Source organism: Candidatus Pandoraea novymonadis, from assembly GCF_003004665.1.
GTDB classification, from domain to species: domain Bacteria; phylum Pseudomonadota; class Gammaproteobacteria; order Burkholderiales; family Burkholderiaceae; genus Pandoraea; species Pandoraea novymonadis.
Window position 1 is genome coordinate 174,250 of record NZ_MUHY01000001.1, and the last position, 16,041, is coordinate 190,290.

Annotated in this window: 11 protein-coding genes; 10 read left to right on the forward strand and 1 reads right to left on the reverse strand. The window is 44.2% G+C overall.

What is annotated here, in order from left to right; genetic code table 11:
* Window positions 1-156 precede the first annotated feature (156 nt).
* Entirely contained in the window at window positions 157-1,020 is an 864-nt protein-coding gene (gene folD, locus BZL35_RS00775; RefSeq protein WP_106181908.1) for a bifunctional methylenetetrahydrofolate dehydrogenase/methenyltetrahydrofolate cyclohydrolase FolD, read from the reverse strand.
* 716 nt (window positions 1,021-1,736) lie between these two features.
* On the opposite strand from folD, the gene aceE reads away from it, so the two are divergent.
* The 10 genes from aceE to BZL35_RS00820 all read left to right on the forward strand — a co-directional run bounded on the left by aceE (window position 1,737) and on the right by BZL35_RS00820 (window position 15,920).
* The gene (gene aceE / locus BZL35_RS00780; protein WP_106181910.1) at window positions 1,737-4,421 is read left to right on the forward strand and encodes a pyruvate dehydrogenase (acetyl-transferring), homodimeric type; all 2,685 of its coding nucleotides are present in this window, start codon (window positions 1,737-1,739) and stop codon (window positions 4,419-4,421) included.
* 95 nt (window positions 4,422-4,516) lie between these two features.
* Window positions 4,517-5,812 carry a dihydrolipoyllysine-residue acetyltransferase gene (gene aceF / locus BZL35_RS00785; protein ID WP_106181912.1) on the forward strand — a complete coding sequence of 432 codons (1,296 nt, stop codon included), beginning with the start codon at window positions 4,517-4,519 and terminating at the stop codon, window positions 5,810-5,812.
* 201 nt (window positions 5,813-6,013) lie between these two features.
* Window positions 6,014-7,777 (forward strand): dihydrolipoyl dehydrogenase, encoded by a 1,764-nt coding sequence (gene lpdA / locus BZL35_RS00790; protein WP_106181914.1) that lies wholly within the window; start codon window positions 6,014-6,016, stop codon window positions 7,775-7,777.
* 320 nt (window positions 7,778-8,097) lie between these two features.
* On the forward strand, window positions 8,098-8,250 hold the full coding sequence (locus BZL35_RS05010; RefSeq protein ID WP_181276526.1) for a hypothetical protein: 153 nt from the start codon (window positions 8,098-8,100) through the stop codon (window positions 8,248-8,250).
* Between the two features lie 47 nt (window positions 8,251-8,297).
* Window positions 8,298-10,064 carry an acetolactate synthase 3 catalytic subunit gene (locus BZL35_RS00795; protein ID WP_106181917.1) on the forward strand — a complete coding sequence of 589 codons (1,767 nt, stop codon included), beginning with the start codon at window positions 8,298-8,300 and terminating at the stop codon, window positions 10,062-10,064.
* Window positions 10,065-10,147: 83 nt separating this feature from the next.
* Window positions 10,148-10,639 (forward strand): acetolactate synthase small subunit, encoded by a 492-nt coding sequence (ilvN, locus tag BZL35_RS00800; RefSeq protein WP_106181920.1) that lies wholly within the window; start codon window positions 10,148-10,150, stop codon window positions 10,637-10,639.
* Window positions 10,640-10,950: 311 nt separating this feature from the next.
* Window positions 10,951-11,967 (forward strand): ketol-acid reductoisomerase, encoded by a 1,017-nt coding sequence (ilvC, locus tag BZL35_RS00805; protein ID WP_106181922.1) that lies wholly within the window; start codon window positions 10,951-10,953, stop codon window positions 11,965-11,967.
* A 194-nt stretch (window positions 11,968-12,161) separates the two neighbouring features.
* Entirely contained in the window at window positions 12,162-12,797 is a 636-nt protein-coding gene (locus BZL35_RS00810; protein WP_106181925.1) for a phosphatidylserine decarboxylase, read from the forward strand.
* 43 nt (window positions 12,798-12,840) lie between these two features.
* Window positions 12,841-13,629: a CDP-diacylglycerol--serine O-phosphatidyltransferase gene (gene pssA, locus BZL35_RS00815; protein ID WP_106181927.1), complete on the forward strand. Its 789-nt coding sequence runs from the start codon at window positions 12,841-12,843 to the stop codon at window positions 13,627-13,629.
* Between the two features lie 746 nt (window positions 13,630-14,375).
* Window positions 14,376-15,920, forward strand: coding sequence for a 2-isopropylmalate synthase (locus tag BZL35_RS00820; RefSeq protein ID WP_106181930.1), 1,545 nt, complete (start codon window positions 14,376-14,378; stop codon window positions 15,918-15,920).
* Window positions 15,921-16,041 lie beyond the last annotated feature (121 nt).

Sequence of the window (16,041 nt, forward strand, 5' to 3'; positions counted from 1 at the left end):
TATACGCCAGAAGGTAGCACATGAAACGATCCATAGCTTAATGAATTTACCTCGGAGTTTCATCTGGCTGAGGCTGGTGTGCTTTGTAAAAAAGTTCATGGAATGTGCGGATATACTTTGATAGTCTAAAATACTGTTAGCCGTTGATGCTTAGAATCATTTGGTAGCTTTCCTGAGTGCATTTTCAGTTGCTTCTATGGTATTGACGAGTAACATGGTAATGGTCATCGGTCCAACACCGCCAGGTACCGGTGTAATCCAGCCAGCTACATCTTTGACTCTAGGGAAGTCAACATCACCACAAAGTTTGCCAGCATTATCTCGATTGATGCCGACGTCGATTACTGCTGCCCCTGGTTTGACCATGTCGGCCGTGACAATATTAGGCCGACCCACGGCTGCGATAATCACATCGGCTTTACGTGTATGCGATCCTAGGTCACGGGTTTTGCTGTTGCAAAGGGTGACTGTGGCTCCTGCATGGAGCATCATCATGGCCATTGGCTTGCCAACGATATTGGATGTGCCGATGATTACGGCATACGTACCCTGTAACGGAAAACTGATCGATTCGAGCATTTTTATGCAGCCGTAAGGGGTGCATGGACGAAATAGTGCCGCACCGGTCATCAGTGCTCCAGCATTTGATAGATGGAAGCCGTCGACATCTTTTTCTACTGCGATCGCCTCGATGACCTTGTGAGTATCGATATGTTTTGGGAGTGGCAGTTGCACGAGGATGCCGTGAATTTTTGGATTTTTGTTCAGGTCGTCTATGCGCGCAACTAATTGAGCTTCTGTTAGATCGTAGGGATAGTGCTCGAATGAAGAATAGAGGCCGTTGTCTTTGCAAGCTTTTATTTTATTGCGAACGTATACTTGGCTCGCCGGATCTTCGCCGACAAGTATGACAGCTAGGCCCGGTTGATGCCCTCTGGCAGTTAAAACAGCCGATCTAGCAGCAACTTCGCTACGAATTTTTTTGGCAAGATCGTTGCCGTCGATTAGGTTGGCTGTCATGATTGGTAGACTGGATCAGTATTTAAGAGAAAAGTTTGTCATCAGTCTTTTTGTTCAAAGATGCGGACGTAGGGCGGATATTATACCAACCTCGAAAAAACACGGACCAACCTTAATCTTTTAAACGGATAAGTAGTTTAAAAATGGCTTTGTCAAACAAATTAACTCTACATGCATGTATCTAGCAGTTAATAACTTTGTCAAATACTGCCTAATTTGATTGACTGATGGTTTATCGTGTTTCCATATATTTTTGTTGTGAGGCTCTCAATTTTTCGAAGTTAAATAGGCGTTTAAGTAACTCATTCTTAGATGTGAGATGTGTGATTAACCTGCACTGCAAGATATATTGCATTCATTTCAGGCGAAAGTATTGTGGATTGTAGAGGATGTCATCTTGTTTTTTTCGTATCTTTTGTAGTTGTGTAAAATAATCCATCATTGAATTTCTCCATCGAAACTTAGTTAGAAAAAATTTCTTTGAAAGAAATTCACAATACCCTGATGAGAGATAAAATTGGTGAAAAGCCTTTTTGGCCAAGGAGGTATATAAGATAAGATATTTTGTATCACAAACATGATATTTGAATTTTAAATTCCTCTTGCAAAAGGCCGCCGAGCCTTCGTACAATGCCCGGTGGAAAAGATCGGGACGCTTGTCTTTCGAGTCGAGTTTAACCGTTACGCTAACCGTCAACGATAGACAGGAGACAAAAATGTCCGCCGTACTTGAAGAAGCCCTGAAAATCGTATCTACTACGGATGTAGATCCACAGGAAACCGAAGAATGGCTTGCTGCGCTTGAGGGCGTGATGGCTAACGAAGGTTCTGAACGAGCACATTATTTGCTTGAGAAGTTAATTGAATTTGCTCGTATCAATGGGTCTCACCATCCGTTCTCAGCTAACACTCCCTATCTTAATACGATTCCAGTAGATCAGCAGGCGCGTATCCCTGGTGAACAGGAGATTGAGCATAAGATTCGTTCTTACACGCGTTGGAATGCGGTCGCGATGGTTCTGCGTGCTGGCAAGGATACGAATGTTGGGGGGCATATTGCCTCATTTGCTTCTGCCGCTACATTGTATGACGTTGGTTATAACCATTTCTGGCATGCGCCGTCTGAGAAGCATGGCGGAGACTTGGTGTTTGTACAAGGGCATTCGTCGCCAGGTATCTATAGCCGTGCATTCCTTTTGGGTCGTTTGACTGAGGCACAGCTTGATAATTTTCGTCAGGAAGTCGATGGTTGTGGTTTATCGTCTTATCCACATCCGTGGTTAATGCCAGACTTTTGGCAATTTCCGACGGTATCCATGGGCTTGGGCCCGATCATGGCGATTTACCAGGCGCGTTTCATGAAATACATCCAAAGCCGACATATCGTACAGACAGAAGGTCGTAAGGTGTGGGCATTTCTTGGTGACGGTGAAACAGATGAGCCAGAATCTCTTGGCGCGATTGGTATGGCAGGTCGTGAGCGTTTGGAAAACTTGGTGTTCGTCATTAACTGTAATCTTCAGCGTCTCGATGGACCAGTGCGTGGAAATGGAAAGATTATTCAGGAACTTGAATCAGAGTTCCGTGGTGCGGGTTGGAACGTTATCAAAATTGTTTGGGGTTCGCGATGGGATGCGATTTTGGCCCGTGACAAACATGGTTTGTTGATGAAACGCATGATGGAAGTGCTTGATGGGGAATACCAAACATACAAGTCTAAAGATGGTGCTTATGCGCGTGAGCATTTCTTCAATACACCAGAATTGAAGGAGATGGTAGCCGATTACTCTGATGAAGAAATTTGGGCTCTAAATCGTGGTGGTCACGATCCACATAAGATTTATGCAGCATTCTATGCTGCTACTCACCATAAAGGACAGCCGACGGTTATTCTCGCGAAGACGATTAAGGGTTACGGGATGGGGGAAGCTGGTCAGGCGACCAATATTACTCATCAACAGAAGAAGATGCCACTGGAAGCACTTAAGAAGTTCCGTGATCAGTTTAAGCTTCCACTCTCTGATGAACAGATTGTCGATGTGCCTTACCTTAAGTTTGAAGATGGATCGAAAGAACTGGAATACATGCGTACTCGTCGTATGGATCTGGGCGGTTATTTGCCACAGCGCCGTCAAAAAGCTGCGTCTCTACAAGTGCCTCAATTGTCGGCATTTGATTCTTTGCTTAAGGCGACTAATGAAGGTCGTGAAATCTCGACGACTATGGCTTTCGTGCGTGCACTAAATGTGCTACTGAAGGATCAGGTGTTAGGTGATCGTATCGTTCCGATTGTGCCCGATGAGTCTCGCACCTTCGGTATGGAAGGATTATTTCGTCAAATTGGTATCTGGAATCAAGAAGGTCAGAAATATGTGCCACAGGATTCAGATCAGCTCATGTTTTATAAAGAATCACAGACCGGTCAAATTTTGCAGGAAGGTATCAATGAAGCTGGTGGAATGTGTGATTGGATTGCTGCGGCGACATCGTACTCCGCGCATGGTGAACAGATGGTTCCATTTTACATCTTCTACTCGATGTTTGGTTTTCAACGTATTGGCGATTTAGCTTGGAGTGCAGGTGATATGCGTGCGCGTGGTTTCCTGATCGGAGGTACCGCTGGTCGTACGACCCTCAATGGTGAGGGATTACAACATGAAGATGGTCACTCGTTGGTTTGGGCTTCATCTATTCCAAATTGCTTGCCTTATGATCCGACTTTTGCTTATGAATTGGCAGTAATCATTCAGAATGGTCTATACCGCATGGTGCAACAGCAAGAGGATGTTTATTACTATTTGACAGTGATGAATGAAAACTATGCCCATCCAGCGATGCCAGATGGTGTGGAACAGGACATCCTGAAAGGTATGTATGCGTTCCGCCGTGGAATGGATAGCAATATGCCGCGTGTCCAATTGCTTGGATCTGGTGCGATTTTTAATGAAGTGATCGCAGCGAGTGAATTACTGAAGAGTGACTGGGGCGTCGAGTCGGATCTGTGGAGCTGCCCTAGTTTTACCCAGTTGGCTAGAGAAGGTGTTAGTGTGGAACGTTATAATCTTTTGCATCCGACACAAACACAACAGGAGTCGCATGTCACAAAGTGTCTCAAAGATACGGATGGTCCCGTGATTGCAGCGACGGACTACATTCGTACTTATGCGGAACAGATACGTCCGTTTGTTCGTAGTCGTTATGTGGTTTTGGGGACTGATGGCTATGGTCGTTCGGATACACGTAAAAAGCTGAGACACTTCTTCGAAATCGATCGGTACTGGGTGACTATTGCTGCTCTCAAGGCATTGGCAGATGACGGTATATTTTCAGCTTCTAAGGTGTCTGAAGCGATCGCGAAGTACAATTTTGATCCGAATAAACCTAATCCGATGACCGTATAATGCTGCTGCCCTCGCACTTGTGTCCAATCTTCTTATCTATAAAATGGTCAGAGGTGGACGAGTGACGCGCACAGCTGATCGAGGAGACTATCGAAGTGAGTCAAGTAATTGAAGTGAAAATCCCAGACATTGGCGATTTCAAAGACCTACCGGTCGTGGAGGTGCTTGTTAAGGTCGGAGACATAGTAAGTGTTGAACAATCGCTCATCACATTGGAGTCTGACAAAGCGACCATAGAAGTACCAAGTTCAGCATCTGGTGTTGTGAAAAATTTGATGCTAAAAGTTGGGGATAATGTATCGGAAGGTACATTAATTTTGTCGCTTGAGGAGAGCTGTGATTCGATCGTTCCTGCTGCTGTATCTTCGCCATCAATATCTGCACAGGATAGCTTCGGGGTTTCAAGCTCGAATACTTCTACTAAGGTACCGGTAACTTCTGAAAGGAAGGAATCTCTGACAATTAGTCACGCTGGTCCATCAGTGCGTAAATTTGCTAGAGAGCTGGGAGTTGATGTCGGGTGTATAGAGGGTAGTGGACGGAAGGGTCGCATTACCTTTGATGATGTGCGGACTTTCGTCAAAAATATATTGTCTGGGAATAATGCGTTAGGTGCTGTGAGCGGTTCTCCGACTGGAGCTGGTGTTGGTGATTTGAATTTGTTGCCATGGCCTAAAGTAGACTTCGCTAAGTTTGGTCCGGTGGAGTTGAAAGATATCTCACGTATTAAAAAAATCTCCGGTGCCAATTTGCATCGAAATTGGGTGATGGTGCCTCATGTCACAAACAACGATGAGGCGGATATCACTGAACTCGAAGCATTCCGTATTAATTTGAATAAGGAAAATGAAAAGTCCGGCACAAAAGTGACAATGTTGGCTTTCGTTATGAAAGCTTGCGTGATGGCACTTAAAAGACATGTAACGTTCAATGCGAGTTTTGATGGGGATAACCTCGTCTTAAAAAAGTATTTCCATATAGGCTTTGCAGCTGATACGTTGAATGGTCTCATGGTGCCAATTGTGCGTGATGTCGATAAAAAAGGTGTGTTCGAAATAGCACGAGAAACCGGTGAGTTGGCTAGGTTGGCGCGTGATGGGAAGCTTAAGCCGGATCAAATGCAAGGTGGCTGTTTTTCTATTTCGTCACTTGGGGGTATCGGTGGAACGACGTTTACCCCTATTATTAACGTACCAGAAGTGGCGATTCTGGGTTTGTCGCGTTCAAGTCTCAAGCCTACATGGGATAATCAAAAACAACAGTTTGTACCGCGTCTGATATTGCCCCTATCACTCTCGTATGATCATCGAGTAATCGATGGTGCAGAAGCTGCACGTTTTAACAGTTATCTGGGGGAACTGTTGCAGGATTTTCGTCGAGTAATACTGTAACTTTAGACAAGTCCGTCCAATGAGATGTTTGCTGCGTATTTAGATCGCTAATCATGTATGCTTTCTGGACTCAAGATTTGAGCATGAATGCTATCGTTGATGAGTGGATAGTTCATAATTTCATAAAAATTTTTCAGCTTCTTCGAAGTGCACGCTTTGCTATTGAAGTTATCAACTCATAATGCGACAGAGAGGTTCCGCGTGAATTTTATTGAAATCAAAGTGCCGGATATCGGCGTAGAAGTTGTGGAAGTTGTGGAAATAATGATTAAACCTGGTGACACTATCGTTAAAAATCAATCGCTGGTGATACTGGAATCGGATAAAACCTCAATAGAAGTACCTTCGGAAGTATCAGGTGTTGTCAAGGCGGTGGAGGTTAAGGAGAGAGATAAAGTCAGTAAAGGGACACTAATTGCAGTAGTTGAGTCAACAGCTTACGCGAGTGATGTTGTTGCAAAACCTACCGTCGCAGATACTTCGGTAATCTCTACACTTTCTCAGAATTTAATGGTTTCAAATCCTTCAGTTGCGAAATATGTGGGTGACGTGGATATTGAGTGTGACGTAATCGTCATTGGAGCAGGTCCGGGTGGTTATTCTGCGGCATTTCGTTCTGCTGATTTGGGCAGAAAGACTGTATTAGTTGAGCGTCATGCATCTCTTGGTGGTGTTTGCTTAAATGTGGGCTGTATCCCGTCGAAGACGTTGTTGCATATCGGATCCATTATGGAAGAAGCCATTGGACTTTCACATCATGGCGTTTCGTTTGGAAAACCTATAATTGATTTGGATAAGCTTCGTGAATATAAGAAAAGTGTAGTTGCCAGACTGACGAATGGTTTAGATAACATGGCCAAGATTCGTAAGGTCGAAGTGGTGTGTGGCATTGGTAATTTCGTTGATACCAATCATTTGGAGGTGACGATTTTAAGTGGTGGTAAGCGAATCATTAAATTTGGACAAGCGATTATTGCCGCTGGCTCAGAGGCTTTGAAACTGCCATTCTTTCCGGAAGACCCTCGTATTGTTGATTCTACTGGAGCTTTGGCTTTGAGGGAAATTCCGAAGAAAATGTTAGTTGTTGGTGGTGGTATCATCGGTTTGGAAATGGCAACGTTCTATAGTGCTCTAGGCAGTAACATCGATATTGTGGAAATGAATGATGGTTTGATGCAAGGGGCTGACCCAGATTTAGTTAATGTTTGGGAGAAGAAGAATACCAAGCGTTTCGGGCGTGTCATGTTAAAGACGAAGACGGTTGGTGTGGAACCAAAGGGGGATGGTATTTATGTAACGTTTAAGGGCGAATCGGCGCCTGAAGAAGCAGAACGCTATGATTTGATTTTGGTGGCTATAGGACGTACTCCGAATGGTAAGAAAATCAGTGCTCATAAGGCAGGCATTACTGTCACTGATCTTGGTTTTATTCCTGTGGATAATCAAATGCGTACGAATGTACCCAATATTTTTGCGATCGGTGATATTGTGGGACAGCCGATGCTGGCGCATAAAGCGGTGCATGAAGCCCATGTGGCAGCGGAAGTCGCACATGGTGAGAAAGCCTATTTCGATGTACTGCAAATTCCGTCAGTTGCTTATACCGATCCAGAAGTTGCTTGGACAGGCAAGACAGAAGAGTCACTCAAAGCAGAAGATATGAGGTATGAGAAAGCATTTTTCCCATGGGTTGCGTCTGGCCGTGCCATCGCGAATGGTTGTGATGAAGGTTTCACTAAGCTTTTGTTTGATCAAACCACACATCGCATTATAGGTGGCGGTATTGTCGGCAAGCATGCAGGCGATTTGATTGGTGAAATTTGTCTCGCGATCGAGATGGGTGCCGATGCCGTGGATATTGCTAAAACGATTCATCCACATCCAACTTTGGGAGAATCCATCGGCATGGCTGCTGAGATTTATGAAGGGATTTGCACGGACGTACCGCCATCGCGCAAAAATTGAGGACATTGATTTTAAAATCTGTTGGATTGATAACGAGCGTTTAGGATGGTTTTTTGTATAAAAAGGTTTAAATTTTTTTGATATTTTGCTTTGACTGTGCAGTGTTTTGGGCATTGTATCGAAAGGTATTATAGTTTATCCCGTTCTTCGGAATGCAGAGAGATTATCCTGCGTTTTGATAACATTTTATGTTTAACATAAACTCGTTATTTCCGATATTTGGTATCTTTTGAATACCCTATGCCGTATAAGGGAAATTTTCTCGTTGATGTACTGGTGCAAGAAAACGTGGAATATTGACAATATTTGTTAATTTATCAATGACTGGCTTGACCATTTCGGTACAAACCTATATCTTGAAAAGTTCGCAATATGATGTTGTGATTGTCACAATATATCGGCTTTGGGCTTTGCCTATCCGGATTGCCCATCATTTAGATGTACCGCTTGAGCCACGTGTTACAAACGAGTGAGGAGAGCATCCGATCAAATTTTTTGCCGAAAACTTGAAAGGTCAACGATGAACATGCCAAGCGCCGAATTTTCCGAAGCGGACGCTTCTCACCAATCCTCCTCCGATGAGATGATCGGGGCTGAGGTTCTTGTGCGTTCGCTTCAGGAAGAAGGTGTCGAGTACCTTTGGGGTTATCCTGGAGGCTCGGTACTTCACATTTACGATGAACTTTATAAGCAGGATAAGATTAAGCACATTCTTGTTCGCCACGAGCAAGCCGCTGTGCATGCTGCTGACGCCTATTCGCGCTCGACCAATAAAATAGGGGTTTGTCTCGTAACCTCTGGTCCTGGAGTGACGAATGCTGTAACTGGCATTGCGACAGCTTACATGGATTCGGTACCGCTGCTGATCATTACAGGTCAGGTGCCAACTGCTGTGATAGGACAGGATGCATTTCAGGAATGCGACACAATCGGTATCACCAGGCCTTGTGTGAAGCATAATTTCCTTGTAAAGGATGTGCGAGAACTGGCAAGAACGATCAAGAAGGCGTTCTATATCGCCAAAACTGGTCGGCCAGGTCCCGTGTTAATTGATATTCCAAAAGATATTTCAAAGGCACTCACGAATTACGAATATCCGAAGACAGTTTCGTTGAGGTCCTATAATCCATTAACGAAAGGACATTCCGGTCAAATTCGTAAGGCGATGAGCTTGTTGCTCTCAGCTAAGCGTCCTTATATCTACTCAGGTGGTGGTGTTATTCTTGCCGATGCCTCACAAGAACTCAATCAATTTGCCGACTTGCTTGATTTTCCTGTCACAAATACGTTGATGGGATTGGGGGGATATCGTGCTTCGGATAAAAAATTTCTTGGTATGTTGGGCATGCATGGTACATATGAGGCCAATATGGCAATGCAGAATTGCGATGTTTTGATCGCCATTGGTGCACGTTTCGACGATCGAGTGATTGGTAATCCTGCACATTTTTCTGAGACGCCACGCAAGATTATTCATATCGATATTGATCCTTCATCGATTTCAAAAAGGGTGAAAGTGGATATTCCGATCGTCGGTGACGTGAAGGAAGTTCTTCGAGAGATGATCGATGGCCTGCAGGCAGATGAATATGAACCAAACTCACAAGCACTTGTTGCTTGGTGGCAGCAAATCGAAGCATGGCGTTCTCGTTGTTGTCTGGCATATGACCTCGAAAGTGAAGTAATTAAGCCTCAGCATGTGGTCGAAACCTATTGGAAACTGACAAACGGTGATGCTTTTGTCTGTTCAGATGTTGGGCAGCACCAGATGTGGGCGGCACAATATTATCGCTTTAATAAGCCGCGTCGCTGGATTAACTCTGGGGGCTTAGGAACGATGGGATTTGGGCTTCCTGCAGCTGTTGGCGTCAAGATGGCGCACCCTGATGCTGAGGTAGCCTGCATTACGGGTGAAGGCTCTATTCAGATGTGCATTCAAGAGCTATCGACGTGTTTGCAATATTCGACTCCTATCAAGATTTTGTCACTCAATAACCGCTATCTTGGCATGGTGCGTCAGTGGCAGCAGATCGAATATGAGAAACGATATGCTAGTTCGTATATGGATGCTCTACCTGACTTTGTAAAGCTTGCAGAAGCTTATGGTCACGTTGGTATGCGGATTGAAAAATCGGCAGACGTTGAATCTGCTTTGCGTGAGGCATTGAAGATGCGTGACCGTACAGTATTCATGGATTTTCAAACAGATCCTACTGAGAACGTTTGGCCGATGGTTCAGGCGGGCAAGGGTATTAGCGAGATGTTACTCGGTTCAGAAGATCTGTAGCATGGAATGTGCGTGAATTGCTACCTTAGCTAGCTGTCCGTATGCGCTATGTTTATTGAAAAGTGGAGGATCTGAGACACACTATGAGGCACATTATTTCTGTTTTGTTAGAAAATGAGGCAGGCGCGCTTTCACGCGTGGTTGGTTTGTTTTCTACACGAGGTTACAACATTGAAACGTTAACTGTGGCACCTACTGAAGATCGTTCATTATCACGTATGACTGTGGTTACGACAGGGTCGGATGACATCATCGAGCAAATCACGAAGCACTTAAATCGATTGATCGAAGTTGTGAAGGTGGTAGATCTGACTGAAGGACCGCACATTGAACGTGAATTGATGCTTATCAAAGTACGTGCTGTTGGTAAGGAGCGAGAGGAAATGAAGCGGATGTGGGATATTTTTCGCGGCCGCATCATCGATGTCACGGAGACAACTTATACGATTGAGTTGACTGGAGATTCTTCAAAATTAGATGCATTTATTGAGGGGCTGGATCAAACGTTGATTCTCGAAACTGTCCGTACAGGAGGATCTGGGATTGGTCGCGGCGAGCGTACTCTCAAACTTTGATAATCTTTTTTGTAGGAATAGCCCTCTGGGGAGGGTGATGTTTGCTAACAGACCCTGTTGTGTGTTCATTTGCACTGTTGTTTTAATTACAAGCATGATAGGTTACCAAGTTTTTTTTGTATTGGCATTATTATGTTATTTGGCATTATCGGCGTACAGATTTGCTGCAAGTTGTTGACTTTTTTCAGAATCCACGAGAATCTGATGGGGGGCAGCTTCAACTTGAAAAAAACAAGTGAAGGTAGTCACTGTACGGCTCATATTTCTTTTTGATTTTGATTCGGTTAATTTTTAGTGATACAGGTATTCTAATGAAAGTTTTTTACGACAAAGATGCAGATCTATCGCTCATCAAAGGCAAGCAAGTCACAATCATCGGCTATGGTTCCCAAGGCCATGCTCATGCGTTGAATTTGAAGGATAGTGGTGTTAACGTAACAGTTGGGCTTCGCAAGAATGGCGGCTCTTGGAATAAAGCCACCAAGGCCGGTTTAATCGTTAAGGAAGTAGCAGAAGCAGTCAAATCAGCAGATATTGTCATGATGCTGTTGCCGGATGAGCAGATTGCCGATGTCTATAAAAATGAGGTGCACGCTAACATTAAAAATGGTGCTGCATTGGCTTTTGCACATGGTTTCAACGTCCATTATGGTTGTGTCGTTCCTCGTGATGATCTTGATGTTGTAATGATCGCGCCGAAGGCGCCGGGACACACTGTGCGATCGACTTACACACAAGGTGGTGGTGTGCCACATCTAATCGCTGTGTCGCAAGACAAGTCCGGTGCAGCGCGCGATATCGCGTTGTCTTATGCAGCTGCGAACGGCGGTGGCCGTGCCGGAGTGATTGAAACTAACTTCCGCGAAGAAACTGAAACCGACTTATTCGGTGAGCAGGCTGTTCTATGTGGCGGTACAGTTGAGTTAATTAAGGCAGGATTTGAAACGTTAGTGGAGGCTGGCTACGCCCCTGAAATGGCTTATTTCGAGTGTTTGCATGAATTGAAACTAATTGTTGATTTGATCTATGAAGGCGGTATCGCCAACATGAACTACTCTATTTCGAACAATGCTGAGTATGGTGAGTATGTTACTGGACCTCGGGTTGTGACTGAGGCAACCAAAGATGCCATGCGTAAATCTCTCAAAGATATTCAAACTGGCGAATATGCAAAGAATTTTCTTCTAGAAAATAAAGCTGGTGCACCAACTCTGATTTCCCGTCGCCGCTTGGTGGCTGAGCATCAGATTGAGGAGGTTGGTGGTAAGCTGCGTGCGATGATGCCTTGGATTTCGAAGAATAAGTTGGTCGACCAATCGAAGAACTAAGTTGGCCATCGGAGGTTGGTGGGTGCTCTTTATCCCATTAGCCTAATGTTTTTTGGGGAAAGCCGCTCGTGTGCCATATAGGTATCTTGGGCGGCTTTTTCGTTTGATATGTGAGTGGTCGAGAAAACTAGCTGCTTGCATGTTATGTATGCATTAATAGAATCAGAATTTCGTAAAGGACACGAGTTATATCCATGAATTACCCTCACCCCATTATTGCCCGAGAAGGGTGGTCTTTTTTGGCCATAGCAGTTGCTGTTGCGCTCGCAGTACATTTTTTTGCTGATATTTTTTGGGCTATTCCATTCTGGGGTATCGCCCTATTGGTGTTGCAATTCTTCCGTGATCCACCACGGCTTGTACCACAGCAGACAGGAGTAGTTTTATCACCTGCCGATGGGCGTATTGTAGCGATTGAAAAAACACAAGATCCTTACGTTGGGCGTGAAGCACTCAAAATAAGCGTATTCATGAATATGTTCAATGTACATTCGAATCGTGCACCAATTGATGGTATTGTGACGAAGATCGAGTATTTTCCTGGGCGATTTTTCAATGCAGACCTTGATAAGTCATCATTAGAGAATGAACGTAATGCATTGGTGATTAAGGTGGGGGACCACTTCGTAACGAGTGTTCAGGTGGCAGGATTGATTGCGCGTCGTATTCTATGTTACGTGAAAACGGGGGATATCTTGATGCGTGGTCAACGCTACGGTTTTATACGTTTCGGTTCACGTGTCGATATTTATTTGCCGTTGGATTCTCGCCCACTTGTCGCTATCGGTGATAAGGTGTCCGCGACATCGACTATTCTGGCGCAACTTTAAGCTTATTGGTCGGTTTCAATCGAATCTAACTACGGACAAGCCCATGAGCGAAAATTTTGAACGGGAGCACGACAATCTCGTGCCGGTGAGCCCGCTTAAGCGAGGTATTTATCTTCTGCCTAACGCATTTACGACAGCTGCCTTGTTTTGTGGCTTCTTTGCAATTGTACAGGCTATGAATAACCATTTTGAACATGCTGCCATCGCGATTTTTTTGGCGATGCTACTTGACGGTATGGATGGACGCATTGCTCGTATGACAAATACACAAAGTGTATTTGGTGAGCATTATGATAGTCTGTCGGATATGGTATCTTTTGGAGTGGCACCGGCACTTGTTATGTATGAATGGATTTTGCGCGATATTGGAAAATGGGGTTGGGTTGCAGCGTTTGTTTACGTTTATGGTGCTGCATTGCGGCTTGCGCGTTTTAACGCAAATATTGGCGTCGTCGATAAGCGTTTTTTTCAAGGGTTACCAAGTCCAGTGGCGGCTGCTATTATCGCCGGATTTGTGTGGCTAGCGATCGACAATAAGCTACCTGTCAACGTATTCTGGATGCCCTGGGTGGCGTTCGTACTGACCATCTATGCTGGTATGTCAATGGTTTCGAATGCGCCGTTTTATAGCGGAAAGATGCTTGATGTACGACATCGTGTCTCGTTTGGAATGATATTGCTCTTTATGGTGGCATTTGTGCTAGTTTCCTCAGATCCACCATTTGTTTTGTTTGGATTGTTTTGCCTGTATAGTTTTTCAGGCTATGTTCTGTGGGTTATACGATTTTTAAACGGGAGACATTCTCGAATTTTTGGTGACGAGGACGATTGATCCGCGTTTTTTAACGCTTTAATTATGTAAACATTGTTATTCTGAATTTCATTAATGAAAGAGAAATTAGGGTCATATTCGAAAGAGAATTTTTAGCGACGTCTGAGTAGTATGCTTAAAAAAACTATCGGAAGACTATTGTTAAATAAAATAAAACGACGCAAAGAGCCTAGGTATTTCGGATAATTTTTACACGAACGAGGTGTTTGGCTACTTGATTTTTTAATTAAGTGATCTGGGGGACATCTTGGAAGAAGGCTGGGTCGAGGATAAAATATAATCCCTGAAAATACCTGGGACGTGTGAAAATACCATATGAACGAGAATGAAAATACGTTTTATAAGATTGTTCATTAAATCTGCAGCAACTGCAGTAGTATTTTACCATTACATTTTTTGAAGTTTATAAACCAGGTGTTTTTAATACTAAGATAAGATTTATTGGAAGGAAATTATTTCGAATTTAGGCATCCTAATTTGATAATTTTTTGCATGATGCTGCCCGTGCTTTTTGCCGGTTGTCGCGGAATTATTGAACATCTATTTTTGCAAAATGAATACAGGTTTAGTCTGTCACATATGTATCTTCCTCAGCACTGTTTCCCTTTCTTCCTTTAGTCGCTTCTATGCACTGCGTGGCAGCAGTACCTCTTGATTTGATCTCTCAATACCGTTTGTGTACCTGATAGCGAAGTGATAACGGATACATCCCTTAGTGGTTAAATGAATTCTAACAGGAGAAAGTTATGGTTGACCAATTGATAATATTCGATACGACTTTGCGTGATGGTGAACAATCACCTGGTGCTTCGATGACTCGTGATGAAAAAATTCGTATTGCGCGACAATTGGAACGGTTGCGTGTTGATGTAATCGAGGCTGGTTTTGCTGCAAGTTCTAACGGTGATTTTGAGGCAATTAAAGCGATTGCCAGCATTGTCAAAGAAAGCACGGTATGCAGTTTAGCTCGTGCCAATGAGAGAGATATTGCACGAGCGGCTGAAGCTCTTAAAGGCGCAAATTCATCACGCATTCATACTTTTATTGCTACTTCGCCACTCCATATGGAGAAGAAGTTGCGCATGATGCCAGATCAGGTGCTTGAACAGGCTAAGTTGTCTGTACGATTCGCACGTCAATTTACGGATAACATTGAATTCTCACCCGAAGATGCTAGCCGTTCTGATATTGATTTCCTGTGTCGTGTTTTGGAGATCATTATCAATGAAGGGGCAACGACAATTAATGTGGCTGATACCGTTGGATATGGTGTGCCAGAGCTTTATGGTCAATTGGTCCGGACGTTGCGTGAGCGAGTACCTAATTCAGATAAAGCTATTTGGTCAGTGCATTGCCACAATGATTTGGGTATGGCAGTTGCTAATTCACTGGCCGGCGTTCGATTGGGTGGGGCTCGTCAGATTGAATGTACGGTGAATGGTTTAGGCGAGAGAGCAGGGAATACAGCTCTCGAAGAGGTTGTGATGGCCTTGAAAACGCGGAAGGATTACTTTGGCTTGGCATTAGGTATTGATACAACACAGATTGTACCGACCTCTAAGCTTATCTCCCAAATCACAGGGTTTGTCGTTCAACCGAATAAAGCAGTAGTGGGCGCCAATGCGTTCGCGCATGCATCAGGTATTCATCAAGATGGCGTGCTCAAAGCACGTGATACGTATGAAATTATGCGTGCAGAAGATGTTGGATGGATGGCCAATAAGATCGTGCTTGGTAAATTATCGGGGCGTAATGCGTTTAAGCAGCGCTTACAAGAGCTTGGTATTGCAATGGATTCAGAAGCGGAGGTCAACGAGGCATTTTCGCGTTTTAAAGCATTGGCAGATCAGAAAGTCGAAATTTATGATGAAGATATCCTAGCTATTGTGTCGAGTGAGGCACAAGTGAAGGGTGATGAGCGTTTCTACTTCGTATCGATGTCCCAACGCTCAGAGACTGGAGGACATTCACATGCAAGGGTTGTATTTACAGATCAGGGTAATGAGTGTGTCGGAGAATCTAGAGGTAATGGTTCGGTTCATGCGGTACTTAATGCCATTGAATCTCGTGTTGAGAGCGGGGCCGAGTTTTTGCTATATGCAGTCAATGCTATTACTACAGGCACGGAGTCACAGGGCGAAGTGACGGTGCGCCTATCGAAGGCTGGTCGTATAGTTAATGCTGTTGGCACCGATCTTGATATCGTTGCTGCTTCAGCCAAGGCGTATTTGGCGGCTCTTAACAAACTACTTGCTAAGACTGAAAAGCTTAATCCGCAATTGACACCGTAAGTGGTCGTATCTACTTTTTTCGAAAGGCAGCCATGAAGTGGGGGCCGTGATGCTTGCAGATCCGGCACCAAATCATGAGTTCGGTGGGTGGAAAATTGTCAGGGTTATTCTAGATTGAAAG